Annotated in this window: 19 protein-coding genes and 1 tRNA gene; 10 read left to right on the top strand and 10 right to left on the bottom strand. The window is 70.0% G+C overall.

Annotated elements, in window-relative coordinates; translation table 11 throughout:
• The first annotated feature begins 112 nt into the window (after nucleotides 1-112).
• The 3 genes from LVY72_RS13295 to LVY72_RS13285 are packed head-to-tail and all read left to right on the top strand — an operon-like array spanning nucleotide 113 to nucleotide 3,042.
• On the top strand, nucleotides 113-1,234 hold the full coding sequence (locus tag LVY72_RS13295) for an ABC transporter substrate-binding protein (protein ID WP_237821611.1): 1,122 nt from the start codon (nucleotides 113-115) through the stop codon (nucleotides 1,232-1,234).
• Nucleotides 1,224-2,309: a FecCD family ABC transporter permease gene (locus tag LVY72_RS13290; protein ID WP_237821609.1), complete on the top strand. Its 1,086-nt coding sequence runs from the start codon at nucleotides 1,224-1,226 to the stop codon at nucleotides 2,307-2,309. Before LVY72_RS13295 ends, LVY72_RS13290 begins: the two co-directional genes overlap by 11 nt.
• Entirely contained in the window at nucleotides 2,302-3,042 is a 741-nt protein-coding gene (locus LVY72_RS13285) for an ABC transporter ATP-binding protein (RefSeq protein WP_237821607.1), read from the top strand. Before LVY72_RS13290 ends, LVY72_RS13285 begins: the two co-directional genes overlap by 8 nt.
• 18 nt (nucleotides 3,043-3,060) lie before the next feature.
• Here LVY72_RS13285 and LVY72_RS13280 read toward each other — a convergent pair whose 3' ends face one another.
• On the bottom strand, nucleotides 3,061-5,253 hold the full coding sequence (locus LVY72_RS13280; protein ID WP_237821605.1) for a RecQ family ATP-dependent DNA helicase: 2,193 nt from the start codon (nucleotides 5,251-5,253) through the stop codon (nucleotides 3,061-3,063).
• Nucleotides 5,254-5,325: 72 nt separating this feature from the next.
• Between LVY72_RS13280 and LVY72_RS13275 the strand changes: the two genes are divergently transcribed.
• The 5 genes from LVY72_RS13275 to LVY72_RS13255 all read left to right on the top strand — a co-directional run bounded on the left by LVY72_RS13275 (nucleotide 5,326) and on the right by LVY72_RS13255 (nucleotide 9,703).
• Nucleotides 5,326-6,744: a phosphomannomutase/phosphoglucomutase gene (locus LVY72_RS13275; RefSeq protein ID WP_237821603.1), complete on the top strand. Its 1,419-nt coding sequence runs from the start codon at nucleotides 5,326-5,328 to the stop codon at nucleotides 6,742-6,744.
• A complete protein-coding gene (locus LVY72_RS13270) occupies nucleotides 6,741-7,217 on the top strand; it encodes a hypothetical protein (protein ID WP_237821601.1) in 477 nt (158 codons plus the stop codon). The genes LVY72_RS13275 and LVY72_RS13270 overlap by 4 nt, the downstream gene beginning before the upstream one ends.
• Nucleotides 7,214-7,864 carry an SDR family oxidoreductase gene (locus LVY72_RS13265; protein WP_237821599.1) on the top strand — a complete coding sequence of 217 codons (651 nt, stop codon included), beginning with the start codon at nucleotides 7,214-7,216 and terminating at the stop codon, nucleotides 7,862-7,864. Before LVY72_RS13270 ends, LVY72_RS13265 begins: the two co-directional genes overlap by 4 nt.
• 106 nt (nucleotides 7,865-7,970) lie before the next feature.
• Entirely contained in the window at nucleotides 7,971-8,420 is a 450-nt protein-coding gene (locus tag LVY72_RS13260) for an RrF2 family transcriptional regulator (RefSeq protein WP_237821597.1), read from the top strand.
• 110 nt (nucleotides 8,421-8,530) lie between these two features.
• On the top strand, nucleotides 8,531-9,703 hold the full coding sequence (locus LVY72_RS13255; RefSeq protein WP_237821595.1) for a globin domain-containing protein: 1,173 nt from the start codon (nucleotides 8,531-8,533) through the stop codon (nucleotides 9,701-9,703).
• Between the two features lie 119 nt (nucleotides 9,704-9,822).
• Here LVY72_RS13255 and LVY72_RS13250 read toward each other — a convergent pair whose 3' ends face one another.
• The 7 genes from LVY72_RS13250 to LVY72_RS13220 form a co-directional block, all read right to left on the bottom strand.
• Entirely contained in the window at nucleotides 9,823-11,232 is a 1,410-nt protein-coding gene (locus LVY72_RS13250) for a trimethylamine monooxygenase (RefSeq protein ID WP_237821593.1), read from the bottom strand.
• A gap of 412 nt (nucleotides 11,233-11,644) precedes the next feature.
• Nucleotides 11,645-14,071, bottom strand: coding sequence for a PEP/pyruvate-binding domain-containing protein (locus LVY72_RS13245; RefSeq protein ID WP_237821591.1), 2,427 nt, complete (start codon nucleotides 14,069-14,071; stop codon nucleotides 11,645-11,647).
• A gap of 198 nt (nucleotides 14,072-14,269) precedes the next feature.
• The gene (locus LVY72_RS13240) at nucleotides 14,270-14,593 is read right to left on the bottom strand and encodes a 2Fe-2S iron-sulfur cluster-binding protein (RefSeq protein WP_237821589.1); all 324 of its coding nucleotides are present in this window, start codon (nucleotides 14,591-14,593) and stop codon (nucleotides 14,270-14,272) included.
• Between the two features lie 11 nt (nucleotides 14,594-14,604).
• Nucleotides 14,605-15,855, bottom strand: coding sequence for an NAD(P)/FAD-dependent oxidoreductase (locus LVY72_RS13235; RefSeq protein ID WP_237821587.1), 1,251 nt, complete (start codon nucleotides 15,853-15,855; stop codon nucleotides 14,605-14,607).
• Nucleotides 15,848-17,131, bottom strand: a complete 1,284-nt coding sequence (locus LVY72_RS13230) for a cytochrome P450 (RefSeq protein ID WP_237821585.1) — start codon at nucleotides 17,129-17,131, stop codon at nucleotides 15,848-15,850. The genes LVY72_RS13235 and LVY72_RS13230 overlap by 8 nt, the downstream gene beginning before the upstream one ends.
• Nucleotides 17,132-17,331: 200 nt before the next feature.
• Entirely contained in the window at nucleotides 17,332-18,108 is a 777-nt protein-coding gene (locus LVY72_RS13225; protein ID WP_237821582.1) for an IclR family transcriptional regulator, read from the bottom strand.
• A 207-nt stretch (nucleotides 18,109-18,315) separates the two neighbouring features.
• The gene (locus LVY72_RS13220) at nucleotides 18,316-20,157 is read right to left on the bottom strand and encodes a phosphoenolpyruvate carboxykinase (GTP) (protein ID WP_237821580.1); all 1,842 of its coding nucleotides are present in this window, start codon (nucleotides 20,155-20,157) and stop codon (nucleotides 18,316-18,318) included.
• Nucleotides 20,158-20,534: 377 nt separating this feature from the next.
• On the opposite strand from LVY72_RS13220, the gene LVY72_RS13215 reads away from it, so the two are divergent.
• Nucleotides 20,535-20,611, top strand: a tRNA-Arg gene (locus LVY72_RS13215).
• A gap of 124 nt (nucleotides 20,612-20,735) precedes the next feature.
• On the opposite strand, the gene LVY72_RS13210 is transcribed toward LVY72_RS13215, so the two are convergent.
• Complete coding sequence (locus LVY72_RS13210; RefSeq protein ID WP_237821578.1) at nucleotides 20,736-21,257, bottom strand: SixA phosphatase family protein; 522 nt, start codon at nucleotides 21,255-21,257, stop codon at nucleotides 20,736-20,738.
• 159 nt (nucleotides 21,258-21,416) lie between these two features.
• On the opposite strand from LVY72_RS13210, the gene LVY72_RS13205 reads away from it, so the two are divergent.
• Nucleotides 21,417-22,853 (top strand): dihydrolipoyl dehydrogenase family protein, encoded by a 1,437-nt coding sequence (locus LVY72_RS13205; RefSeq protein WP_237821576.1) that lies wholly within the window; start codon nucleotides 21,417-21,419, stop codon nucleotides 22,851-22,853.
• A 120-nt stretch (nucleotides 22,854-22,973) separates the two neighbouring features.
• On the opposite strand, the gene LVY72_RS13200 is transcribed toward LVY72_RS13205, so the two are convergent.
• Entirely contained in the window at nucleotides 22,974-23,798 is an 825-nt protein-coding gene (locus LVY72_RS13200; protein WP_237821575.1) for a winged helix-turn-helix domain-containing protein, read from the bottom strand.
• Nucleotides 23,799-24,182 lie beyond the last annotated feature (384 nt).

Raw genomic sequence — 24,182 nt, 5'->3', positions numbered from 1 at the left:
AAAGCCTGCTCCGGTATGCGTTGACAGGTCCGGGCATCGGGCGGAAGCTGGGGGCATTCTGTTGCAGCTCGCCCATGCCGGCCCGGTCCGGTCCAGCGCAGGAGGAACGCGAATGGAGCATCAGGATCCAACGCGCCGGAGGCTGCTCGGCGGCCTGCTGGCCACCGCCGGCGCCGCCGCGCTGGCCGCCTGCGGCGGCACCCGCACCGCCGCACCGGCGGCCAGCGGCGGCATCACCCTGACGGACCAGCAGGGCCGCACCCTGCAGCTGGACCGGCCCGCGGCGCGGGTAGTGACCATCCCGATGCCCGCCGCCTCGCTGCTGGTGGCCGTGGACCGCAGCGCGGAGCACCTCGCGGGCATGCACCATGCCTCCTGGACCGCCATGAAGGACGGCATCATGGGCCAGATGTTCCCCGCAGCGCTCCGGGTCCCGCACGAGGTGGCGACCGAGGACTTCACGCCGAACGTGGAGAGCGTGCGGGCGCTGGACCCGGACGTCGTGGTGCAGTGGGACGAATCCGCGCTGACCGAGCCTCTGCAGAACGCCGGGCTGACGGTGCTGAGCCTGACGAACAACGGCCGGCAGGAGGACGTCGATGCCTGGACCGCGCTCTTCGCCGCGATGCTGGGCAAGCCCGGACGCGCCGTCGAAATGAAGGCGCGCAGCGACGCGGAGCTGCGCCGGATCAAGGCCCTGGCCGCCGGCCGCACCGGCCCGAGCATCCTGTACTTCAACCGCTTCAAGCAGGGCCTGAAGGTGGCCGGGCACAACACCTATAACGACTTCTACATCAAGCTGGTCGGGGGCAGCAATCCGGCCACCGGGGACCGGGGTGTGGCCGGCTCCGGGATGGTGGGCACCGAGGCGGAACAGGTGCTGGCCTGGGATCCCGAGGTGATCCTGCTGGGCAACTTCGACGACGCCGTGCCGGCGGACCTCTACGCCGATCCGGTGTACCAGCAGGTGTCGGCGGTGCGCTCGCGCCGGGTCTACAAGGTGCCGCTGGGTGGCTACCGCTGGGATCCGCCGAGCCAGGAGTCGGCGCTGATGTGGCACTGGCTCACGGACATCGCCTTCCCGCGGCAGGACCGGTCCGGGCTGCGCGCCACGGTCGCGGACTACTTCGACTTCCTCTACGCCCACCGGACCACCGACGCGGAAATCGACCGGATCCTGCAGCAGGACGCCAACGCCGCCTCGGCCAACTACGGTCAGTTCGGTGCCGCCTGACCCGGTGGTCCCGGCCACGGCCCGGGTGTCGGGCCCGACGGCCGGGACCGCAGCCGCCCGGGTGCGGGTGGCCGGCCCGGTCGCCGCCGCCGCCCTGCTGCTGCTGTGCGTCGGGCTGCTGGCCCTGGCCGTGGGCCGCTACGGCGTCCCGGTGGGGCATGTGGCCCGGATCCTGCTCGCCGGGCTGCTCCCGGCGGACCCTGCCGTCAGCGGCACCGAGCAGAACATCGTGCTCCTGGTACGCCTGCCCCGGGTCCTGCTGGCGGTGCTGGTCGGCGGCGGACTGTCACTCTGCGGGGCGGCCCTGCAGGCCCTGTTCCGCAATCCGCTGGTCAGCCCGGAGATCATCGGCGTCTCCGCCGGCGCTTCCTTCGGCGGGGCGCTGGCCCTGCTGCTGGGACTGGGCCCGGTGCTGCTGGTGACCGGTGCCTTCAGCTTCGGCCTGCTGGCCCTGGGGCTGCTCTTCCTCGTCACCTCCGGCCGGGGCGGCGCCCCCATGCTCATGGTGGTGCTCGGCGGAGTGGTCATCGGGTCCTTCTTCTCCGCACTGGTCTCGCTGGTGGTCTACCTGGCCGATCCGTTCACCACCCTGCCGGCCATCGTGTTCTGGCTGCTGGGCAGCGTGGCGGCGGCCACCTCGGCCAAGGTGCTGGTGGCCGCCCTCCCCGTCCTGGCCGGCACCGCGGTGCTGCTGGCCCTGCGCTGGCGCCTCAACGTGCTGTCGCTGGGCGACGACGACGCCGCGGCGCTGGGCGTGCGGCCCCGGCCGCTGCGCTGGGTGGTGCTGGCCTCCGTCGCGCTCATTGTGGCCGGGGCCGTCGCCGTCAGCGGCGCGGTGGCCTGGGTGGGCCTGGTCATCCCGCACCTGGCGCGCATGTGGGTGGGGCCGGACCACCGGGTGCTGCTGCCGGTCTCCTTCCTGCTCGGCGGCGCCTACCTCATCGCGGTGGACACGGTGGCGCGCACCCTGACAGCGGGGGAAATCCCGCTGGGCGTGCTCACCGCGCTGATCGGCGCCCCGGTGTTCTTCCTGCTGCTGCGCCGCAACCGGGATCGGATCTGGGACAGTGCTTGAGCTGGCGGGCATCGGCTTCCACTATCCGCGCCGGGACTGGGTCTTCCGCGGCGTGAGCTGCGTGCTGGCCGCGGGCACCGCCACCGCGGTACTGGGCCCCAACGGCAGCGGCAAGACCACGCTGGTACGCTGCGCGGCCGGCCTGCTCACCCCGGTCGAAGGTGCCGTGCACGGGGCCGGTCCCGTCGGCTTTGTGCCCCAGGCCCGCGGCGGCACGTTTGCCTACCCGGCCCTGGACATGGTGCTGATGGGCCGGGCGCGGCAGGTGGGCCTGTTCCGTTCGCCCTCGGCCGCGGACCGGGCGGCCGCGCTGCAGGCCATGGAGCGGGTAGGGGTGGCCGGACTGCAGGCCCGGCCGTTCCCCACGCTCAGCGGCGGCGAACAGCAGCTGGTCCTGATTGCCCGGGCGATCGCCGCCGATGCCCCCGTCCTGGTGCTGGACGAACCGGCCACCGGGCTGGACCTGAAGAACCAGGCCCGGGTGCTGGCCCTGCTCGCCGAACTGGCCTCGGACGGGCTGACGCTGCTGCTGAGCACGCACCATCCGGACCACGCCCTGTTCCTGGCCGACACGGTGCTGCTGATGGGCCCGGACGGGGTGCAGGCCGGGCCGGCGCAGCAGCTGCTCACCGCACCGGCCCTGAGCGCGCTCTACGGCGTGCGGGTCAGCACCGTGGCCAGCGGCGCCGGCCCCGGGCGCAGCATCATCACCCACTACGACCGCCCCGGCTGAGGAAAAGCGGACCGCTGTTCAGGCCTTCAGCGCCAGCGCGAAGGGCAGCACCGCCGTGGCCCCCGCGGTTCGCAGCGCCCGGCCTGCCACGGTCAGCGTCCACCGGCTGTCGGCCAGGTCGTCCACCAGCAGCACCGGTCCGGGGTGCTGCGCGAACCATGCCGCGCCGCCGTCGGGCACCGCGAACCGGTCCCAGACCCCGGCCAGCCGGAACGCGCTGTTGCCGCCGGGACCGCCCGTCGGTCCGCCGTTGACCGGGGCCAGGGCGCCCAGGTAGGGCAGCCGGCCGATCCCGGACAGGCCCCGGGCCAGCGACTCCACCAGCTGCGGCCGGCTGCGCGAGGGCACGCTGACCACCGCCACCGGCCGCTCGGTCCAGCCCCACTGTGCCAGCACCTGCACGCAGGCCTGCAGCGTGGCCGCGTCCAGCGGCGCATCCGGCGCAGTCGCCGAAAAAATCTCCCGCAGCCGCCCGCCCCAGCCCAGGTCCGTGAGCCGGGCCAGCGCCCGGCCGGCGGACAGCGCCTCGCCCGCGGCGATTTTGCCCTTGACCGCGATGCCCAGCCGGTCCATGCCCGAGGGCCACATGGCCCGCGGTTCGAGTTCCACCCCGGCCCGGTGCAGCGATGCGTCGGCGCTGCGGGTGGCCTCCTCGGCCACGGCCTGCGGGTACCAGGCGCCGGCGCAGTTGTCGCAGCGCCCGCAGGGGGCCGCCGCGGGGTCATCCAGTTCGCGGGCCAGGAACTCCATCCGGCAGCCGGCGGTGTTCTCGTAGTCCAGCATCGCGTTCTGCTCGGCCACCCGGGCGCGGGCGATCCGCCCGTAGCGTTCGCCGTCGTACGTCCACGGCATGCCGGTGCCTTCCCAGCCGCCGCCCACCCGGCGCACCGCGCCGTCCACCGAGAGCACCTTCAGCAGCAGTTCCAGCGGGGAACGCCTGAGGTTGACCCGGGTTTCCAGCGCTGCGGCGGACAGCACCGTGCCCGGAGCCGGCAGTTCGCGCAGCACGGCCAGCGCCACCGCCTCGTCCGGCATCGAGGCGGTGGCGAAGTACTCCCAGATCTCCCGATCCTCGGTACCCGGCAGCAGCAGCACGTCCGCATTGGGCGTTCCGCGCCCGGCCCGGCCCACCTGCTGGTAGTACGCCACCGGCGAGCTGGGCGCGCCCAGATGGACCACGAAGCCCAGGTCCGGCTTGTCGAAGCCCATCCCCAGCGCGCTGGTGGCCACCAGCGCCTTGACCCGGTTCTCCTTCAGCGCGGCCTCCGCCTGCTCCCGGTCCGCCGGGTCGGTGCGTCCGGTGTAGGCCAGCACCGCGTGTCCGGCCTCGCGCAGCAGCCGCGCGGTATCCTCGGCCGCCGAGACGGTCAGCGTGTAGATGATGCCGCTGCCGGGCAGTTCGGCCAGATGGGTCAGCAGCCAGCCGAGCCGGGCCCGCGGGCTGGGCAGCCGCAGCACGCCCAGCCGCAGCGACTCGCGCGCCAGCGGGCCGCGGATGGTGAGCACGCCCTGCCCCGCCGGCCCGCCGCCGTCGCCCGCGTCAGCCCGCCCGGCGAGCTGCTCCTCGATGTCATGCACCACCCGGGAGTTGGCCGTGGCAGTGGTGGCCAGCACCGGCACGCTCTCCGGCAGCTGCCCGATCAGGTCCCGGATCCGCCGGTAGTCCGGACGGAAGTCATGCCCCCAGTCCGAGATGCAGTGCGCCTCGTCCACCACCAGCAGTCCCGAGCGCCGCACCAGCTCGGGCAGCTGCTCGTCGCGGAAACGCGGATTGTTCAGCCGCTCCGGGGAGACCAGCAGCACGTCCACGGCATCGGCCGCCAGCTGCCCGGACACCTCGTCCCACTCCAGCTGGTTGGCCGAATTGATCGCCGCGGCCCGCACCCCCGCGCGCTCGGCGGCGGCCACCTGGTCCCGCATCAGCGCCAGCAGCGGCGAGACGATCAGGGTAGGGCCGGCGCCGCGGGCCCGCAGCAGCAGGCTGGCGACAAAGTACACGGCGGACTTGCCCCAGCCGGTCCGCTGCACCACCAGCGCCCTACGGCCGCCGGCCACTAGCGCCTCGATGGCCTCGAACTGGCCCGGATGGAACTGCGCCGCGTCATTGCCGACCAGTCGCCGGAGGATCTGCGTGGCCTCCGCCCGCAGTGGATTGTCGGTGCTCGGGGCGTCGGTGGTGTCCTGAAGGGCGGTGTCCTGGAAATCGGCCATTCCCCCAGTATCCCAGCCGGCTCCGACAGCGGGGCGGCTTGTCCACAGGCCAGCCCTGCATAGACTGGTGCGGTGACTAGCCCCAATCTCATCGATTCCTTCCAGACGGCCTTCAAGGCCTACGACGTGCGCGGCATTGTCGGCGAGACGATTACGGCCGCGACGGCGGAGGCGACCGGGGCGGCGTTCGTGGATGTGCTGGGCCTGGCCGGGGCCGAGGTGCTGGTGGGCGGGGACGCGCGCCCGTCCTCGCCGGAATTCGAGCGGGCCTTTGCGGCCGGGGCGGCCGCGCGCGGGGCGCACCCGGTGATGCTGGGGCGGATTTCGACCGACGAGCTGTACTACGCGTGCGGCATCCGGGCTGCGGCCGGGGCGGTGTTCACCGCCAGCCACAACCCGGCGCAGTACAACGGGATCAAGCTGGCCCGTCCGGGCGCGGTGCCGGTCTCGGCCGAGACCGGGCTGTATGAGATCCGGGACGCGGCGGCGGCCTACCTGGCCGGCGGGATCCCGGATCCGGCCGCGGCGGGGATCGTGCCGGGCACCGCGGGCGAGGCCGATGTGCTGGCCGGGTATGCCGGGCACCTGCGCGCCCTGGTGGACCTGTCCGGGATCCGGCCGCTGAGGGTGGTGGTCGATGCGGGCAATGGGATGGCCGGGCTGACCGCCCCGGCGGTGCTCGGGGACGGGCTGCCGCTGGACATCGTGCCGCTGTACTTCGAGCTGGACGGGACGTTCCCGAACCATCCGGCCAACCCGCTGGAGCCGGAGAACCTTCGCGACCTGCAGGCGGCGGTGGTGGCGCACGGGGCGGACCTGGGCCTGGCGTTCGACGGGGACGCGGACCGCTGCTTCGTGGTGGACGAGGCCGGGGCCCCGGTCTCGCCCAGCGCCATCACCGCGCTGGTGGCGGTGCGCGAGATCGCCCGGGTCCGGGCCGCCGGCGAGGAGCATCCGGCGGTCATCCACAACGTGATCACCTCCCGGGCGGTGCCCGAGGCGGTCGCGGCCGCCGGCGGGGTGCCGGTGGCCACCCGGGTCGGGCACTCGTTCATCAAGGCCGTGATGGCCCAAACCGGGGCGGTCTTCGGCGGGGAGCACTCGGCGCACTACTACTTCCGGGACTTCTTCAACGCCGATACCGGGATGCTCGCAGCCCTGCACGTGCTCGCCGCGCTCGGCAGCCAGGAGGAGCCGCTGTCGGTGCTGGCCGCGGAATACGAGCCCTACTTCGCCTCCGGGGAGATCAACTCCTCCGTCGCGGACAAGGACGCCGCCATCGAGCGGGTGCTGGATGCCTGCCTGGGCCAGGACGTGTCGATCCAGACCGTGGACGGCACCACCGTGGCCGCCACCGACGGGTCCTTCTGGTTCAACCTGCGCCCGTCGAACACCGAACCCTACCTGCGCTACAACGGCGAAGCGAAGGAGCAGGCCGTGATGGAACGCATCCGCGACCAGGTCCTGGCCCTGGTCAGGCAGCAGGCATGAGCGGCTCCTGGCGGGACGGCGTCGACCCCCGCACGCTGGAGGACATCGACACGCTGTTCGGCACCGCGCTGGGCATGGCGCAGGAACAGCTGCTGGAACACGGAGCCTTCCTGCCGGTGGCGCTGGCCACCACGGTCGACGGCGAACTGCGGCTGATCGCCGTCACCCCGGACGATCTGGACGACGAGTCCGCCGAAGTGGGTGAGGTGGATGTGGACGCGATGATCGCCGAACTCTACGCGGTGCTCCGGCAGGAACGCGACGGCTTCCGGGCCATCGCGGTGATCAGCGACGTCTTCCTGCCCGATTCGGACACGGACGCCGTGCAGATGTCGGTCGAGCACGCGGACGGCACCGCCATCTCCGCCGTGCAGCCCTATAACCACGACGACGACGGCCACTGGAACTATCCCGACCCGTTCCTCGATCCGCAGGAACGGATCGTCTGGCCAGAAACCGGGGACCACGCATGAGCCGCATCGCCATCATCGGAGGCCACGGCAAGGTGGCCCTGCACCTGTCCCGCCTGCTGTCCGGCCAGGGGCACCAGGTCAGCTCGCTGATCCGGAACCCGGAGCATGCCGCGGAAGTCGCCGGGACGGGCGCGACGCCGGTGGTTGCCGACGTCGAACAGCTGGGCATCGAGGAGCTGGCCACCCGGATCGAGGGGCACGATGCCCTGATCTGGTCCGCCGGCGCCGGCGGCGGCAATCCGGCACGCACCTACGCGGTGGACCGGGACGCGGCCATCCGCTCGATGGACGCGGCACAGGAGGCCGGGGTGTCCCGGTACGTGATGATCTCCTATTTCGGCGCCCGGCTGGACCACGGCGTGCCGCGGGAGGACCCGTTCCATGCCTATGCCGAGGCCAAGGCCGCCGCGGACAGCTACCTGGAGGGCACCTTCCTGTCCTGGACCATTTTGGGCCCCAGCGCGCTGACCCTGGACCCGGGCACCGGCCGGATCGAGGTGGGCGAGGACCTGGCGCCGGGCCGGGTCAGCCGCCAGGACGTGGCCCGCGTTGCCGCCGCGGTGCTGGACATGCCCGAAACCGTGGGCAGGTTCATCGCGTTCAACAACGGTGACACCCCGATCGACCAGGCCCTGCGCAGCCTGTAGCCGCCCCAGCCCCCTTTCCGTGCAACTTGGGCGGGATAGATGCTGTTTTGGAGCCCGAAAACAGCATCTATCCCGCCCAAGTTTGGGGTACGGGTAAAATTGACTGATGCGGATCAATGCCTTCTCCGATGTGTGCCTGCGGGCACTGATGCTGCTCTGCGCAGCACCCGAGGGCGAACTGTTCACCACCCAGGCCATCGCCGACGGCGTCGGCACCCCCTACAACCACGTCAGCAAGGCCGTGTTGAAGCTGCGCTCCCTCGGCCTGGTCGAGGCGGTGCGCGGCCGCGCCGGCGGCGTGCGGATCAGCCAGGCCGGCATGGCCGTGACCGTGGGCGCGCTGCTGCGCGAACTGGACGGGCGCGAGGACTTGGTGGACTGCGAAAGCCCCAACGGCGACTGCCCGATGAACAACCACTGCGGGCTGCGCGGGGCACTGCGCCGGGCCCGCGAGGCCTTCTACCACGAACTGGACGATCTCGTCGTCTCCTCTCTGCCGCATCAGTCACAAATGGAGCCGGTTTTTGTGACCTTGCTCACCCGCCGGCCGGCCTGACCGCGCCAGTTCAAGGAAGTTTTCTACACGCCGTAGAAACATGGATTTAAACCAGTATTTCAAATGCTACTTTTGAGCGCGTAAGCACCCCTTCCACTCAAGGAGTAACGATGCTCTCGGAGAAATCCCGTCCCATCATTGAAGCCACCCTGCCGCTGGTCGGCGAGCGGCTCGGGAGCATTACCCCCAACTTCTACCGGCGGATGTTCGCCGCCCACCCGGAGCTGCTGGACGGGCTCTTCAGCCGCGCCAACCAGCGCAACGGCGAGCAGCAGAAGGCCTTGGCCGGGTCCATCGCCGCCTTCGCCTCCCACTTGGTCGCCAACCCCGACACCGTGCCGGAGCAGGTGCTCAGCCGGATCGCCCACAAGCACACCTCCCTGGGCATCACCGAGGACCAGTACCAGATCGTCTACAAGTACCTCTTCGAGGCCATCGCCGAAGAGCTCGCGGACGTGATCACCGCCGAAATCGCCGAGGCCTGGACCGAGGTCTACTGGCTGATGGCCGAGGCCCTGATCAAGATCGAAAAGGGCCTGTACGCCCGGCAGGCCAATGACAAGATGTGGACCCCGTGGAAGGTCGTGGCCAAGACCTTCGCCGGCGCCGGCTGCGCCACCTTCGTGCTCGAGCCGGCCGACGACACCCCGGCCACCCCGGGCGTGCCCGGCCAGTTCGTCAGCGTCAAGGTGACCCTGCCGGACGGGCTGCGCCAGTGCCGCCAGTACTCGCTTTCGGCCGATGCCGAGTCCGCCGCGCGCCGCGTGTTCACGACCAAGCTCGACGACGGCGGCGAGGTCTCCCCCGTGCTGCACCGCGACGTGCAGGTGGGCGACGTCCTGGAACTGTCCAACCCCTACGGCGATGTCACCCTGGACGACGGCGACGGCCCGCTGGTCTTCGCCACCGCCGGCATCGGCTGCACCCCCTCGGCCTCGGCGCTGCGCGCACTGGCCAACCATGGCTCGGACCGCGAGGTTATGGTGCTGCACGCCGAGCGGAGCCTGGAGGCCTGGGCACTGCGCGAGCAGATGACCGCCGACATCGACCGGCTCGACGGCGCCGGCCTGCAGCTGTGGCTGGAGGAACCGGCCGAGGGCCACAACTCCGGGTTCATGTCGCTGCAGGATGTGGACCTGCCGGCCAACGCGAGCGTGTACGTGTGCGGCCCGCTGCCGTTCATGAAGTCCATCCGAAGCCAGGCCATCGACGCGGGCGTGCCCGCGACCAACATCCACTACGAGGTCTTCGGCCCCGACCTCTGGCTCGCCGGCGCCAACTAGCGGTCCACGGACTGCTGGCAGTCCACTTGGACCAACGACTTGGGCCAACGACGACGGCGCGGGCCGGGGAGGCGCCCCCCCGGCCCGCGCCGTCGTTGGCGGTTAAACCCGGACTGTTGCTACCTGCCGGAAACCTGCCGCTCGCCCTCGGTGAGCATGGCGAGCGTGCCGGTATCAACATCTTCGGAGGGGCCGTGGAGATAACGCTCCAGGCTGTCGTCCATCGCGTTGAGCCAGCGGGTGTGGTGGTTGACGGCCATCGTGCCGGTCATGACGGAGCGGTGGATCCGGTCGCGGTAGCCCAGGATGTCCTCTTCCTTGTCCTTCATCCACTGCTTGAACAGGACCGCCACGGCGTCCAGGTCGAAGGCGGGGTAGTCGGTGTGGGACATCAGGTCCTTCAGGTACGCGGTCTGGAAGTCCGCCTCGTCGTCGTGGGTCGACAGGGCCGCGAACCGCTGCAGCCAGTCCCGGACATCCGCTTCGCGCGCCTCGAACGAGGGCAGCGCAGTGCGTCCGAGCATGACGTCCCGGGCAAACCAGGCCTGCACGTCGAACATATTGAAGGTGTAGTACTGGTCCTGGGCACCCAGGTAGAACAGGCTGGTGTTGCCCTGCCAGACCACGCCCTTGTAGAGGTTGCCCGGGTAGAGCACGTTCCGGGACTTCAGCGACAGCGTGTCGGGCAGGAACGGGTACTTGTGCTTGTACCCGGTGCACAGGATGACCGCGTCGAAATCCTTGCTCGTACCGTCCGCGAAGTGCGCCGTTCGGCCGTCAAAGCGGCTGACCAGCGGGCGCTCCTCGACCGATTCCGGCCAGCCGAAGCCCATCGGAGCGGTGCGGTAGCTGAACGTGATGGACTTGGCGCCCATCTTGTGGGCCTGCATGCCAATGTCCTCGGCGGAGTAGCTGCTGCCGATGAGCAGCAGATCCTGGCCGGCGAGGTTCTCCGCGCCGCGGAAATCGTGAGCGTGCCGGACCGGGCCAGGGAAGGTCTCGATGCCCTCAAAGGCCGGTACGTTGGGGGTGGAGAAGTGGCCGGTGGCCACGACGATCTTGTCGAAGACGTGGGTTTCGGTGGTCTGGGTGGCCAGGTCCTCGACGGTCAGGGTGAATTCCTGCATCTGTTCGTTGTAGTCGACCCACCGCGCCGCGGTGTTGAAGCGCACGTAGCGGCGCAGGTCGCTCTTTGCCACCCGGGCCTGGATGTAGTCGAACAGTACGGCGCGCGGCGGGAAGGACGAGATCGGCTGACCGAAATGCTCGTCAAAGGTGTAGTCCGCGAACTCCAGGCACTCCTTGGGTCCGTTGGACCACAGGTGGCGGTACATGCTGGAGTGGACCGGCTCGCCGAACTCGTCCAGGCCGGTGCGCCAGGTGTAGTTCCACTGGCCACCCCAGTCCGGCTGCTTCTCGAAACACATGATCTCGGGGATTTCCGCGCCAAGCTTGCGGGCGGATTCGAAGGCGCGCAGCTGCGCCATTCCGCTGGGCCCGGCACCGATAATTCCAACGCGTAGCGTCACAATACTCCTTCATCATGGAGCTCCGTTCGTAGCAAAGCGGCGCCTGCCGGTGGGCGCCGATGCCGCCCCGACCATACCACCGAGCAAACAGTGCCATCACGGCAAACAGGCGGCGGCAACTTCACCGCGCAAAGGCTCGGCCGCGTCCATCGCGGGATCGGGCAGCCACAACCTGTCAGGACAGGAGCTCCGGCGGGTCCTGACGGTCACGGGCGGTCCGCCGGGACAAGGGCCAGCCGGCGGGCCGCCCTTTCATCAGAACAATTTACTTGACATAAGTCAAAGCCCTCATGCCTTCCACGGGCCTGCCTTGTCCGTGCGGCGCCGAAAAACGCTTCGTGGCCCAAGGCCCTTCGGCGGCCGGCCAAGACGCGCCAGCGCCGCGTGGAGACCCGAATCAAACGCCGGTCCCCTACCGCTCGCCGCCGGCCTTGAACACCAGCCCGCGCGTCCCATCGACGATGATGCGTTGGCCATCGGTCAGCAGTGTGGTCCCGCCCCCGGTGCCCATCACCGCCGGAATCCCGTACTCGCGCGCCACGATGGCCGCATGCGAGCCGATCCCGCCGGTATCCACCACGACGGCGGCGGCACGCTGGAACAAGGGCGTCCAGGACGGGTTGGTGTACGGGCAGACCAGCACCTCCCCAGGCTGCAGCAGCCCGAATTCCTGCGGCCCGAGGACCACGCGCACCGGCCCGGACGCGGTACCGCGGCTGGCGCCCCGGCCGGCCACCAGCGCGTGCGGCGCCGCATCCTGCCCGGCCGTCAGAGCGGCGATATCCAGCAGCGGCACGCCCGCCAGTTCCCGCCGCCGGACGGCCCGCGCCCGCACCGCCGTCCGCAGCCGCTCCACCTCGGCAGCGGGCAATCTCCCGACGCCGTCCGGGCGCACCCCGGCCAGCTCCCCCAGCCTCAGGTGGAACACCTCGCCGGGCGCGTCCAGGACCCCGGCCGCGTGCAGCCGCGCGCCCATCTCCAGATACGCGTGGCGCAGCGGCGGCAGCACCGCGGTGGCATGGAAATGGGTGTCCTCGCGGAAGCCCATCCCGGTCTTCGATCGGCCGGCGGCGTCGAGCACCTGCCGCCGCAGCCAGCCCCAGCGCAGTGCCGGATGCGCGCCCAGCTGCCGCAGAGCCGTGCCCGTCTGCTCCTCCGCCGGCGGCGGACCGTGCAGCAGGGCCTTGACCAGCCCCAGCACCACCTCGGGCGCATCGGACCAGGTCGGCGCGCTGGAGAGCACCACGCTGACCGTCTCACGGTGCCCGTATTCGGCCAGGAAGTCCCGGAACCGGGCGTTGAAACCGGCAAAGCGGGGTGTGGCCTCGAGGCGCAGCAGCAGCTCTGCCGGCTCGAGGGATTCGACGGCGCGGCGCAGCACCGGATCGCGGCCGGCCAGCGCGGCCAGCTCCGCGAGCGCCCGGTTGGCCTGGCTGGTGCGGGTTTCGGCCCCGGCAATCAACGCCGGAGCCAGCCGCCGCAGCCCGAGCAGCAGCAACAGCAGGCGCAGCTTCAGCTGCGGGACGAAGCTGCCGGGCAGATAGCTCACCCGCAGCCCGGAAATCAGGGCCATGGCCGCGAAACAGTCCTGGGCCTGGGCCAGCAGCCCGGACCAGGACAGGGCCGCGACGTCGGCGCTCCGCAGCCGGCGCACCGCGTCCTCGAAGGCGGCGAAGCGCGGGTCCTGCCGCCAGCGGGCCGGGTCGTACCGCCGCGCCCGGCGGGCCACGGCCGCCGGCGCCCCCAGCACCCGCAGCGTCGGACGCGGCACCGGCAGCACCAGCCGGACCACCACGCCGTCCTCCTCCGGCAGCAGCTGGGCCATGGGCGGGAAGCGCACCCCCACGCTGCCCGCCATCCGCCGCAGCATCGCTCCGATGCCATGTTCCAGCCAGCCGCTGACATCCAGCGGATACGGCCGCTGCTGGAACATCTCGGCCAGGAACGGCCCGACCAGCCGCTGGATCCGGTGCAGCCGCAGCGGCGCCGGCGGCAGCGCCGTCATCGGCCGCGCCTGGAGCAGGTAGAGGCGCCCGCCGGCGCGGGCCCACTCCAGATCCTGCGGCCGGCCGAAATGCTCCTGCGCGCGGCGGGCCAGCGCAGCCAGGGTGCGCAGCTGGGCCGGCGGGAGCAGGGCCGGCCCGTCCGGCGCCGCGCGCAGCCGCCCCGCGCCGTCGAGCACGTAATGCTGCGGCGTCACGGACCCGGACACCACCGCCTCGCCCAGTCCGGCAGCTGCGTCGATCACCGTTTCGTCCCGTGCCCCGGTGACCGGATTGGCGCTGAACATGACGCCGGCGGCGTCCGCCGGCACCATCCGCTGCACGACGACGGCGAGGGCGAGCCCGTGCTCGCCGACGCCCTGCCGCTTCCGGTAGGCGATGGCCCGGTCCGTCCACAGCGATGCCCAGCAGTCCGCGACGGCGCGCAGCAGCGCGTCCTCGCCGTCGATATTCAGGAAGGTGTCCTGCTGGCCGGCGAAGGCGGCACCGGGCAGGTCCTCGACGGTGGCGCTGGAACGGACCGCCACCGGCCCGCCGCCCAGCTCCGCGTAGCCGGCCTTGATCTGGTCCCGGACCGGGACCGGCATGGCGGTTGCGGCGAACAGCCGGCGGATCCGCTCCCCGTCCGCCCCGGCCTCCAGCGCCTGTTCCAGCTGCCGGCCCAGCGGTGTGCCCGCCAGCAGCGCCCGGTAGGCATCCGTCGTGACCACGAAGCCCTCCGGCACCGGGAAGTCCCGGCGAACCAGCTCGCCGAGGTTGGCGCCCTTGCCGCCTGCCCGGGCCAGGTCGGAGGCGCCGAACTCCGCCAGCCTCCCGGTGATCTTCTGCATCGACATCTGGCCTCCCGGCGGCTCGGAGCGTGCACGGCTGCCTCCACGCTATGCCCCGGCGGGCTGCGAGCCAAGGCACGGTTCGGAGTAGACCGGTCTAGGCTTTCCGGCCGCGGATTGATCAGTATCCGCGGCCGGAGTGCCGTTTCGTGCACCCCGGCCAAGGCGCCGGCCGGCCGGATTCTGCGCCGGGGCCGGCGGTTCCTAGTCTTCGGGAGCCAGGGTGACGGTCACCCCGCTGAGCCCGGAGTCGAACCCGATCTGGCAGGAGAGCCTGGAACCGCACTCACGGTAACCTTCGGCTTCAACCAGCAGTTCCAGTTCGTCCTCGCTGCGCTCGCCCAGGCTGTCGAAGACCTCCTTCTCCACGAAGACGTGGCAGGTGGCGCAGGAGGCGGTCCCGCCGCAGGATGCCAGGACCGGCAGGTCGTTGTCCCGCAGCGCTTCCATCAGCGTCTGTTCCGGTTCCCACGCGATGGTCTGTGCGGAACCCTCGCGGTCAATGACGGTGACTTCGTTCTTGCTCATGGCAGTTCCTTTCAACGGACAGGTATGGGGGCCCGGACGGCGTCGGCCAACGGTATGGCAGGATCGGCGGCGGCTGCCGGATCGATCTGGGCCCCGGATGCAATGATTTTCTTGGCTGGACGGAAGTCCGCCAGCCCGGCGATGGTATCCACGGCCGCCAGCCGTCCGTCCCGGAGGTAGACAACGGAGAACTTTCCCTCGGCCGGGGTGCCCCTGACGATCACCTCATCCTCAGGATGGCGGACACCGGCGGTCTGCAGCCGGACTCCGTGCTGGACGGTCCAGAACCAAGGCACTTCCGGGCTCCGGGCCGGGCTGCCGGTGATATCCTCGGCCACCCGCTCGGCCTGGGCCAGCGCGTTCTGGATGCATTCCAGCCGCTGGCTGGTGCCGTCAAAGCTGCCGGTGAAACGGGTGACGTCCCCGGCCGCGTAGATCAGCGGATCGGAGGTGCGGCAGGCGTCGTCGACCAGAATCCCGTCGCGGCATTCCAGTCCGGCAGCTTCGGCCAGGTCCTGGGCCGGCAGCACCCCGATGCCGGCGATGACGACGTCGGCCCGGTAGGAGCTGCCGTCAGCGGTGAGCAGGCGCTCGACCCGCCCGGATCCCTCCACCGCGGTGACAGCGGCGCCGAAGACGAAGCGCACGCCGTTGCCCTGGTGCAGCCGCTCGAAGAAGCGCGAAACCGGCGCGGAGGTCACCCGGCTCATCACCCGGTCCTGAAACTCCAGCACGGTGGTGTCGCAGCCGATCTTCGCGGCCGCGGCAGCGACCTCCAGACCGATGTAGCCCGCGCCGATGATGGCCACCCGGGTGCCCGGCATGAGGGACCGCTTGAGTTCCACGGCGTCGTCGTGCGTGCGCAGGGCCAGGACACCGGGCAGCTGGGCGCCGGGAACAGACAGCGGCCGGGCCCGGGAGCCGGTGGCGATGACGAGCCGGTAGTAGCCCTGCCGGCTGCCGTCGGCGAGCAGGATGGCCCGGCCCTCCCGGTCGATCGAATCGACGCTGAGCCCGGCGAGCCGCTCGATGCCCTTGTCCACGTAGAACTTCTCGGTGCGCAGCGGGCTGGCTTGTTCCGGCGCACCGGGCTTGAGCAGGTCCTTCGAAAGCGGCGGACGCTCGTAGGGAATTTCCTTTTCGGCCTCGATCAACAGGATCCTTCCGTTCCAGCCGCGGGTGCGCAGGGCGGCAGCGACGGCGACGCCGGCGTGGCCGGCTCCGACGATGACGACGGGTTCGGTGATGCCGGGCTCAACCATTGGACTTCTCCAGTACGACGTGCAGGTGTTCCGGTCCGGAATTGGTCAGGTTATTGCCACGCACGTACTCGATTGACTGGTGCGGGTCCAGGGCGAGCGATCCCAGCCTGGCGGCGAGCAGTTCCACCGTCACGCGGGTTTCCAGCCGGGCCAGCGGGGCGCCGAGGCAGGCATGTACGCCATGGCCGAAACCCAGGTGGCCGCTGGTGTCGCGGTCGATGTCGAACTGCTCGCCATCGGGGTACTTGGCACTGTCCCGGTTCGCTGCGGCCGGCAGCAGGCGCACGATCGCGCCCTTCGGGATCGTGACGCCCGCTACCTCGACTTCCTCGGTGGTGATCCGGCTGACGCGCTGGACGGTACCACGGTACCGGGCCAGTTCTTCGACGAACAGGTTGGCATCCTCAGGGCTCTGCCGGATCCTGGCCAGCAGGTCCGGCTGCTCGCTGTACATGCGGAAGGCATTGGCCAGCAGGATCGTGGTGGTGTCGTGGCCGGCAACGAAGACGAAGGCGCACAGTTCCTTCGCTTCCTTCTCACTGAGCAGGCCCTCCTTCCACATCCGGGCGATGTGGCCCCCCACCGACTCGTTCGCCTCGGCGTAGAGCCGCTCCATGGTGTCCTGCAGATAGGCGAAGAACTCGAAGGTGCTCTGCTCATCCGTCCCGGTGCCCGGGGCGTTGCGGGCCAGCCGGCCGAAGTAGCTGAAGGTCTCGTCCGACCAGAACTTCATCTTCTCGAAGTCCGCGGCGGGAACATCGAGCAGGGCGCTGATCGTGGACATGCTCAGCGGGATCGCGTAATCGTCCACCGCGTCGCCGCCGCCCCGGGCGATCATCCGGTCCAGGTAGAGGTTGGCGTTGTCGCGGATCCGGTCCTCGAACCTGGCGATGGCCTTGGGAGTGAAGGCCTGGGCGACTACCTGGCGCAGCCGGGTATGGTTCGGTGCGTCGAAGAGCGTCAAAAAGGTCAGCGGCACCGGATCAACGACCTGCGAGGAGAAGACCTTCGGGGCACGCATGGCCTTGCGCACGTCGTCGAAGCGGGAGAGGAACCAAACATCGGAGACCGGAGAGTGGGCCCGGAGCACCGGGGCGTTCTCCCGCATCCAGGCATAGTGCGCGTACGGATCGCCTTGGCTTCCGTCGTCGACGACCTTGAAGGGCTCCAGACCCTCGGGCCAGGCCAACTCATGGGAGTACGGGGGCAGGCCGCGGTCCAGACCGGGGCGGGAAAGCCCTTGTACCGCGCTGCGTTCGGTAGTGGTAAGAGACATCGTTGTCCTGCTTTCCAGGCTGTTCCCAGCCGCGCCGAAGTAGGCGCAGGGCAGCCCTGAGGGAGGAATGGGTGAGTCTGTGCGGAAACGGGTACCGGCTCGGCCGGCCCCGCGATGACGTGATCCACGTCTCGTTTAAGCATGCTGGCAGTTTGCCCGCAGCCCCAGCACGCTTCCGTTGAACGGAAGAAGTGGGGTGGCTAGGGCCGTCTGGCCGGATGCCGGCTTTCTGCGCCGAGTGCGCGGGAAATGCCGTGGGCCGCCGTGAGCAGCGCCGGAACGACAAAGGGGACGTTGGCTTCTGCCCGCGGCACAATGGCATTCAGGGCCGCGGCAATCCCGTTGCCGGGTCCCAGAACCGGTACCGCAATGCCGGTCCACTCGGTGACCCCGATGCCCGGCAGCGCCACATAGCCGCGCTGCCGGATCTCGGCCAGATACTTCCGGATCAACTGCGGATCAGTCAGGGTTTCAGGCGTCACCTTTTCCAGCGGCCCGGCGAGGACTTCGCGCTGGAATTCCGGCGAGGAGTAGGCCAGCAGGACCAGCCCCGAGGAGGCGGCATGCAGCGGCATCCGCTGGGCTATATGCGCTGCGTCCAAGGGGGAATCGGGAGACGATAGGCGTTCCACATACAGCACGCTGCCATGGTCAAGGACCGCCAGGGTGGCGTGCTGGTGCACGGCCGCCTGGACGTCCTCCATAAAGGGCAGAGCTATCTCGCGCAGCGTGAGCGCCTGCGAGCCGCGGGCGGCCAGCTCCCACATGCGCATGCCCGGGCGCAGCTCCCCTCCAGGCAGCCGGTCGATCAGCCCGTGCCTGACCAGCTCCTCGACCAGCCGGTGGGCGGTGGTCAGCGGCAGGTCCGCGCGGCGGGCCAGGCCGGACAAGGTCATCGACGGCAGGTCCCGGTCGAAGGCGCTCATCAGGCGCACCACCCGGGTGATGACCGAATCACCCGTGGGGGAATTTGCCATGCACCGAGTCTCTCACGACCGACTTCCGGCGGCAGAAGCTGCTACCGCCGGAGCAAGGCCGGCGCAACCGGAGCGGATGGACAGCGCTGCCGCCGGATCCCACACAGCCTCAGCCACCAGTTCTGCCGTGAGCTATGGACCGGACGGAGACGGGGAGGGGCCCCGGCCGTGCGGCCGGGACCCCTCCCCGTTGGTAGCTCTTTGCTGCTAGGCGGCGAAGCGCTTCTTCAGCTCCTCGAGCTGGTCGGCCAGCTCCTGCGGCAGCGAGCCGCCGAAGCGGGCGTACCACTCCTCGATGCCCTTGAGTTCCTCCACCCACTCGGCCGGATCCACCTTCACGGCTTCCTCGACGTTGGCCGGGGTCATGTCCAGGCCGGTCAGGTCGATCGAGTCGCCGGTCGGGATGAAGCCGATCGGGGTCTCCACCGCGTCCGCCTTGCCTTCGATCCGCTCGATGGCCCATTTGAGCACGCGCGAGTTGTCCCCGAAGCCCGGCCAGGCGAAACCGCCGTCGGCCGTGCGGCGGAACCAGTTGACCAGGAAGATCTTCGGCAGCCGGGCCTGGTTGCCCTCGCCGGAGAGCGTGATCCAGTGCTTGAGGTAGTCGCCGGCGTCGTAACCGATGAACGGCAGCATCGCCATCGGGTCGCGGCGGACCACGCCCACCGCACCGGTGGCCGCGGCAGTGGTCTCCGAGGACAGCGTGGAGCCCATGAAGATGCCGTTGGTCCAGTCGCGGGCCTCGGTGACCAGCGGGATCGTGGTCTTGCGCCGGCCGCCGAAGAGGATCGCGTTGATCTCCACGCCCTCCGGGTCGTTGTACTCGGCGGCGAGCATGTCGACTTGGCTGATCGGCGTGCAGAAGCGCGAGTTCGGGTGCGCGGCGGGACGGCCGGACTCCGGGGTCCAGTCATTGCCCTGCCAGTCGGTCAGGTGCGCCGGGACCTCCTCGGTCATGCCTTCCCACCACACGCCGCCGTCGTCGGTCAGCGCCACGTTGGTGAAGATGGAGTTGCCCTTGGCGATCGCCTGCATGGCGTTGGGGTTGGTGCCCCAGCCGGTGCCCGGCGCCACGCCGAACAGGCCGAACTCCGGGTTGACCCCGCGCAGTTCACCGTCCTTGCCGAAGCGCATCCAGTTGATGTCGTCGCCCAGCGTCTCGGCCTTCCAGCCGTCGATGGTCGGGTCCAGCAGCGCGAGGTTGGTCTTGCCGCAGGCCGAAGGGAAGGCGGCAGCGATGTGGTAGACCTTCTGCTCCGGACTGGTGAGCTTGAGGATGAGCATGTGCTCGGCCAGCCAGCCCTCGTCGCGGGCCATCACCGAGGCGATGCGCAGCGAGTAGCACTTCTTGCCCAGCAGTGCGTTGCCGCCGTAGCCGGAGCCGTAGGAGTAGATGGAGCGCTCCTCGGGGAAGTGCACGATCCACTTCTCGTCGCTGCACGGCCACGGCACATCGGCCTGGCCCGGCTCGAGCGGGGCGCCCACGGAGTGCAGCGCCGGGACGAAGAACGCATCCGTCTGCTCGATCTTGCGCAGCACGTCCGTGCCGATGCGCGCCATGATGCGCATCGAGGCGACCACGTAGGCGCTGTCGGTGATTTCGACGCCGAACTTCGGGTCCTCGGCATCCAGGTGACCCATCACGAACGGGATCACGTACATGGTGCGCCCGCGCATGCTGCCGTTGAAACGGTCCTTGAGGATCGCCTTCATCTCGCCCGGATCCATCCAGTTATTGGTGAAGCCGGCGTCGCGCCTGGATTCGGAGCAGATGAACGTGCGGTCCTCGACCCGGGCCACGTCCTTGGGGTCGGAGAAACCGGCGAAGGAGTTGGGGAACAGTTCCGGGTTCAGGCGGCGCAGCGTGCCGGCCTCCACCAGCTCGCCGGTGAGCCGCGCGTATTCCTCTTCCGACCCGTCGACCCAATAGACGGAATCGGGCTGGGTGAGTTCGGCAACCTCGGAAACCCAGGAACGCAGCTTCTCGTGAGTGGTCGGTGCTTCCATAAGTGCCCCCTCAAGGACGGTTTGACGCGCAGTATCGCCCATGACTCTCTCCCCTTCGCTAGGTCAGTGGTGTCTAACGATGGTAGGGGCTGGCAGGTAGACCGGATCATCTCCGATTTTCCCTCCAAAGGACCGATTCGCGGTGTTCGTATCGCGAATTTCCCGAATTTCCGCGGTATTCAGCATTATTTTCAAAAATCGACAGCCAAATTTTGTGATAAAGGTCACATAGACCGGTCTAGTTCAGATGAATCGCCCGCGGCCTTCGACACATCTTCAGCTCGGTTTCGGCCGTTTTCCGGTTTTGGACAGTTGCCGGGCCGGGAACAGCCGCGGAATTCCGGGGAAACGGGCGCAAAACCCGCCGATTTGGAAACTCGGCCAGAGCGCGCTAGAGTTATTTCCGGCCGCGAGGCCAAGCGCCCATAGCTCAGCTGGATAGAGCGTCTGTCTACGGAACAGAAGGCCGGGGGTTCGAATCCCTCTGGGCGCACCATAGAATGCAAAAGCCCCCGCTTCGGCGGGGGCTTTTGCGTTTCCTGGGCCGGCGGCCCGCGTGGGACAGCCCGACGGCGGTCCAGGGGCCCGGGGACGGCTTCCGGCCCGGCCGCAGCAGCTGCCTACCGGAGCACCACGAAATTCGTGACCTTCGCGTCCCGCCCGTCCAGTTCGGCCCACTCCTTGGCATGCTCCAGGACGGTCAGCCCGGAGGTCGGATAGTGCGAGGCCATGTTCATCACCGCCTCCTCGTCGGATTCGACCGAAGCCAGCCGCATCGCCAGTTCCTGCACGCCGGGCATGTGGCCGATGACCAGCAGATTGGTGATGCCGCCGGGCAGGTGGTTGATTTCGTGCAGGATCCGGTCCCCGGAGGCCGCATAGACCTCGTCCGAGAGCAGCGGAGTGGGGGCCTTCTCCCCCAGCTCGCTGCAGACCCAGGTGCAGGTCTGCCGGGTCCGCAGCGCCGAGGAGCACAGGATGAAGTCCGGCAGGGAGCCGTTCTCGACCATCCAGCGGCCCACCATCGGCGCCTCGTGGTGGCCGCGCTTGGCCAGCGGACGCTCATGGTCCGCCACATCGTCGGGCCATGCGGATTTGGCATGGCGCATGATCATCAGCCGCTTCACATGATGTCCGCTCATGCGACGCAGTCTACTGGCCGAGGGCCCCGCGGCGAGCGAAGCGGGCCGCGGGAGGCCAGAGGCCCCGTGCGCGAAGCGTACGGGGCAGGCCTCGATCGGGGAGGCCGGCAGACGCTACCGGCCCTTGCCCTCCGGTGGCGCCGGTGGAAGGCTCGGACCATGACGGAGCAGACCCTGACCGTGGACGTCGTCGTCATCGGTGCCGGCGCGGTGGGCGAAAACGTGGCCGAGCGCACCGCTCGCGCCGGGCTCGAGACCCTTCTGGTGGAGCGCGACCTGGTCGGCGGCGAATGCTCCTACTGGGCCTGCATGCCGTCCAAGGCGCTGCTGCGCTCGGGCGCGGCGCTGCAGGCCGCCCGCAGCGTCCAGGGCGCCCGGCAGGCCGTCACCGGCCAGCTGGACGCCGCGGCCGTGCTGCGGCGCCGCGACGGCTTTACCTCGCACTGGGACGACGCCGGCCAGGTCCGGTGGGTGCACGACGCCGGCATCCGCCTGCTGCGCGGCACCGCCCGGCTGGCGGGCGTCCGGCAGGTATCCGTGGCCGGGGCAGATGGTGGGCACAGTAGCATTGAGGCCCGCTGCGCCGTCGTGCTGGCCACCGGCTCCACCCCCACGGTCCCGCCGGTGGACGGACTGGACGCGCTGGATTTCTGGGGCACCCGCGAGGCGACGGCCGCCGCCGAGGTCCCGCAGAGCCTGCTGGTGCTCGGCGGCGGGGTGTCCGGAACCGAGCTGGCCCAGGCCTACGCCCGGCTCGGCGCCCGGGTGACGCTGGTGGCCCGCCGGGACCTGCTGGGCCGCTACCCCGAGCCGGCCCGTCGGCTGGTGGAAAAGGGCCTGCGCGCGGACGGGGTGGATCTGCGGCTGAACACGGCTATCCGCACGGCAGGCCGAGACGCGGACGGCTACCGGCTGGAGCTGGCCCCCGACGGCGGCGCTCCGGAGCAGGTTGGCGGCGCCCGGCTGCTGGTGGCCACCGGCCGGAAACCGGCGCTGGCCGGCCTGGGCCTGGAGGAACTGGGACTGGAGCCGGAGCGGCTGCGCGTGGATCCGAGCGGCCAGGTCCGCGGCGTCGACGGCGGCTGGCTGTACGCAGCCGGGGACGCCGCCGGCAAGGCGCAGCTGACCCACCAGGGCAAGTACCAGGGGCGCGCCGCGGGGGACGCCATCGCGGCCCGCGCGGCCGGAGAGCTCGACGGCGAGCCGGCGGCCTGGAGCCCGTGGGCGGCCACGGCGGACGAGGCGGCGGTACCCTCGGTGGTCTTCAGCGACCCCGAGGTGGCGATGGTGGGGCTGACCGCGGACATGGCGCGGGAACGAGGCCTGGACGTCTGCACCACCGAGCTGCCGATCTCCGTGGCCGGCTCCTCGCTGCACGCCGACGGGTACGCCGGCTGGGCGCAGATGGTGGTGGACGAGGACCGCAGGGTGGTGGTGGGGATGACCTTCGCCGGCCCGGACGTGGCCGAACTGCTGCACGCGGCCACCATCGCCGTCGTCGGGCAGGTGCCGGTGGACCGGCTCTGGCATGCCGTCCCCAGCTACCCCACCATCAGCGAAGTCTGGCTGCGGCTGCTGGAGAAATACGGGCTCTGACGCGGGGCGTCAGCTAGCGATCTACCGTCCTCCCCGTTCGAGGCCTGCCCCGCACGCTTCGCGCACGGGGACCCCTGACCTCTCTCTGGCTCGCTTCGCTCGCGGCGGGTCCCTCGGCCGTTAGATCGAGTACTCCGGGGCGGCCCAGACAACAACCTCGGGATGCTCGTAGAACCGGTAGCCCTGGCCCCGCACGGTACGCACGGTGTTGGCCAGCCGGCCCAGCTTGGAGCGCAGCCGGCGGATGTGCACGTCGATGGTGCGCTCGTTGGGCACCTCTTCCGCGTTCTTCCACAGGCCCGAGAGCAGCTCTTCGCGCCCCACCGTGCGGGTGGCGTTCTCCACCAGGTAGTTCAGCAGCTCGAACTCCTTGAACGTCAGGTTCAGGGTCTCGCCGTCCAGATGCACCTCGCGGCGCGAAAGGTCGATCAGCACACCGCTGGGGCGGCTACTCTGCGCCGCCGGCTGCGGGGCGTGCTGGGCCTCGGTGCGCGGGCGGCGGCCGGCCGTCGGGTCCCCCAGCGCCTGGCGGACGACGTCGATGTTCTCGCCGGGGGCATCGGACGGGGCCAGCGCCACGGCCGCATGGCTCTGCGCGGCGGGGGCCAGGCTCTGCACGTAGGCGCGGACCTGCGAAGCGAGCCGGGTCAGCGAGGTGCCGGCCGCGGCGGCGGCTGCCTCGTCAAGGCCCACATACAAAACGAACCCTCGAGCCACAGTGTCATTGCTGACTGCCTGCGGACCGGGGGTTCCGTTGGGGACAACAACCGGGGTTGGCGCGGTGGTGGGATGTGCCTGGTCGGGGACCGCCTGGCCCGGGACCGGGCGCAGCACGCGGTGGCCCTGCTGGTCCAGCAGCCGGGCACCGCCCTGGCGCTGTGCCGCCGCGGCACGGTTCTGGGCGTTGCGGACTGAGATGTGGACGTATCCGGATGAAACTGACATTTCTTACCTCATAGTGTGAATGGCCGTCACCGCGGCGCGAATGCATTGTGTGCCCGCACGGGATGAAGTTGCCCGCCATTGGACAGAAGGAATTGCCTGGATAACTCTGGGATGCCGAGCTAGGCCTGCATTCGACAACAGCATCGTCTCCCGGGGGACGTTCCGATCCGGGTCGCTGCGGCTGCAGATGCTGTTGCAATGTTGTTCACGCCATAGATATTGGTCGTAACAAAGGGTACGTGCAAGTAATAAAAGCCGAATCGTCTCACATAATGAGATTTTCCGGCTATTTGTGGCGCAGCTCACAGTCCAAACAGGTTCCGGCGACCGAAAGAAAGCATGCTTTCCACTGCAAATGCGCAGTTTTTGCCCTATTCACAGGGC

The organism is Arthrobacter hankyongi (assembly GCF_022012395.1).
GTDB lineage: Bacteria > Actinomycetota > Actinomycetes > Actinomycetales > Micrococcaceae > Crystallibacter > Crystallibacter hankyongi.
Note: the sequence above shows the minus strand (reverse complement) of the source record. Positions and strands in the feature narration are given on the sequence as shown.

Coding starts and splice junctions, on each gene's coding strand:
- LVY72_RS13210 (WP_237821578.1), bottom strand. CDS start 21,257: ATGAGCGGACATCATGTGAAGCGGCTGATGATCATGCGCCATGCCAAA.
- LVY72_RS13235 (WP_237821587.1), bottom strand. CDS start 15,855: ATGGTTGAGCCCGGCATCACCGAACCCGTCGTCATCGTCGGAGCCGGC.
- LVY72_RS13245 (WP_237821591.1), bottom strand. CDS start 14,071: ATGTCGATGCAGAAGATCACCGGGAGGCTGGCGGAGTTCGGCGCCTCC.
- LVY72_RS13265 (WP_237821599.1), top strand. CDS start 7,214: ATGAGCCGCATCGCCATCATCGGAGGCCACGGCAAGGTGGCCCTGCAC.
- LVY72_RS13220 (WP_237821580.1), bottom strand. CDS start 20,157: ATGGGCGATACTGCGCGTCAAACCGTCCTTGAGGGGGCACTTATGGAA.
- LVY72_RS13260 (WP_237821597.1), top strand. CDS start 7,971: ATGCGGATCAATGCCTTCTCCGATGTGTGCCTGCGGGCACTGATGCTG.
- LVY72_RS13200 (WP_237821575.1), bottom strand. CDS start 23,798: ATGTCAGTTTCATCCGGATACGTCCACATCTCAGTCCGCAACGCCCAG.
- LVY72_RS13270 (WP_237821601.1), top strand. CDS start 6,741: ATGAGCGGCTCCTGGCGGGACGGCGTCGACCCCCGCACGCTGGAGGAC.
- LVY72_RS13255 (WP_237821595.1), top strand. CDS start 8,531: ATGCTCTCGGAGAAATCCCGTCCCATCATTGAAGCCACCCTGCCGCTG.
- LVY72_RS13295 (WP_237821611.1), top strand. CDS start 113: ATGGAGCATCAGGATCCAACGCGCCGGAGGCTGCTCGGCGGCCTGCTG.
- LVY72_RS13280 (WP_237821605.1), bottom strand. CDS start 5,253: ATGGCCGATTTCCAGGACACCGCCCTTCAGGACACCACCGACGCCCCG.
- LVY72_RS13225 (WP_237821582.1), bottom strand. CDS start 18,108: ATGGCAAATTCCCCCACGGGTGATTCGGTCATCACCCGGGTGGTGCGC.
- LVY72_RS13205 (WP_237821576.1), top strand. CDS start 21,417: ATGACGGAGCAGACCCTGACCGTGGACGTCGTCGTCATCGGTGCCGGC.
- LVY72_RS13240 (WP_237821589.1), bottom strand. CDS start 14,593: ATGAGCAAGAACGAAGTCACCGTCATTGACCGCGAGGGTTCCGCACAG.
- LVY72_RS13230 (WP_237821585.1), bottom strand. CDS start 17,131: ATGTCTCTTACCACTACCGAACGCAGCGCGGTACAAGGGCTTTCCCGC.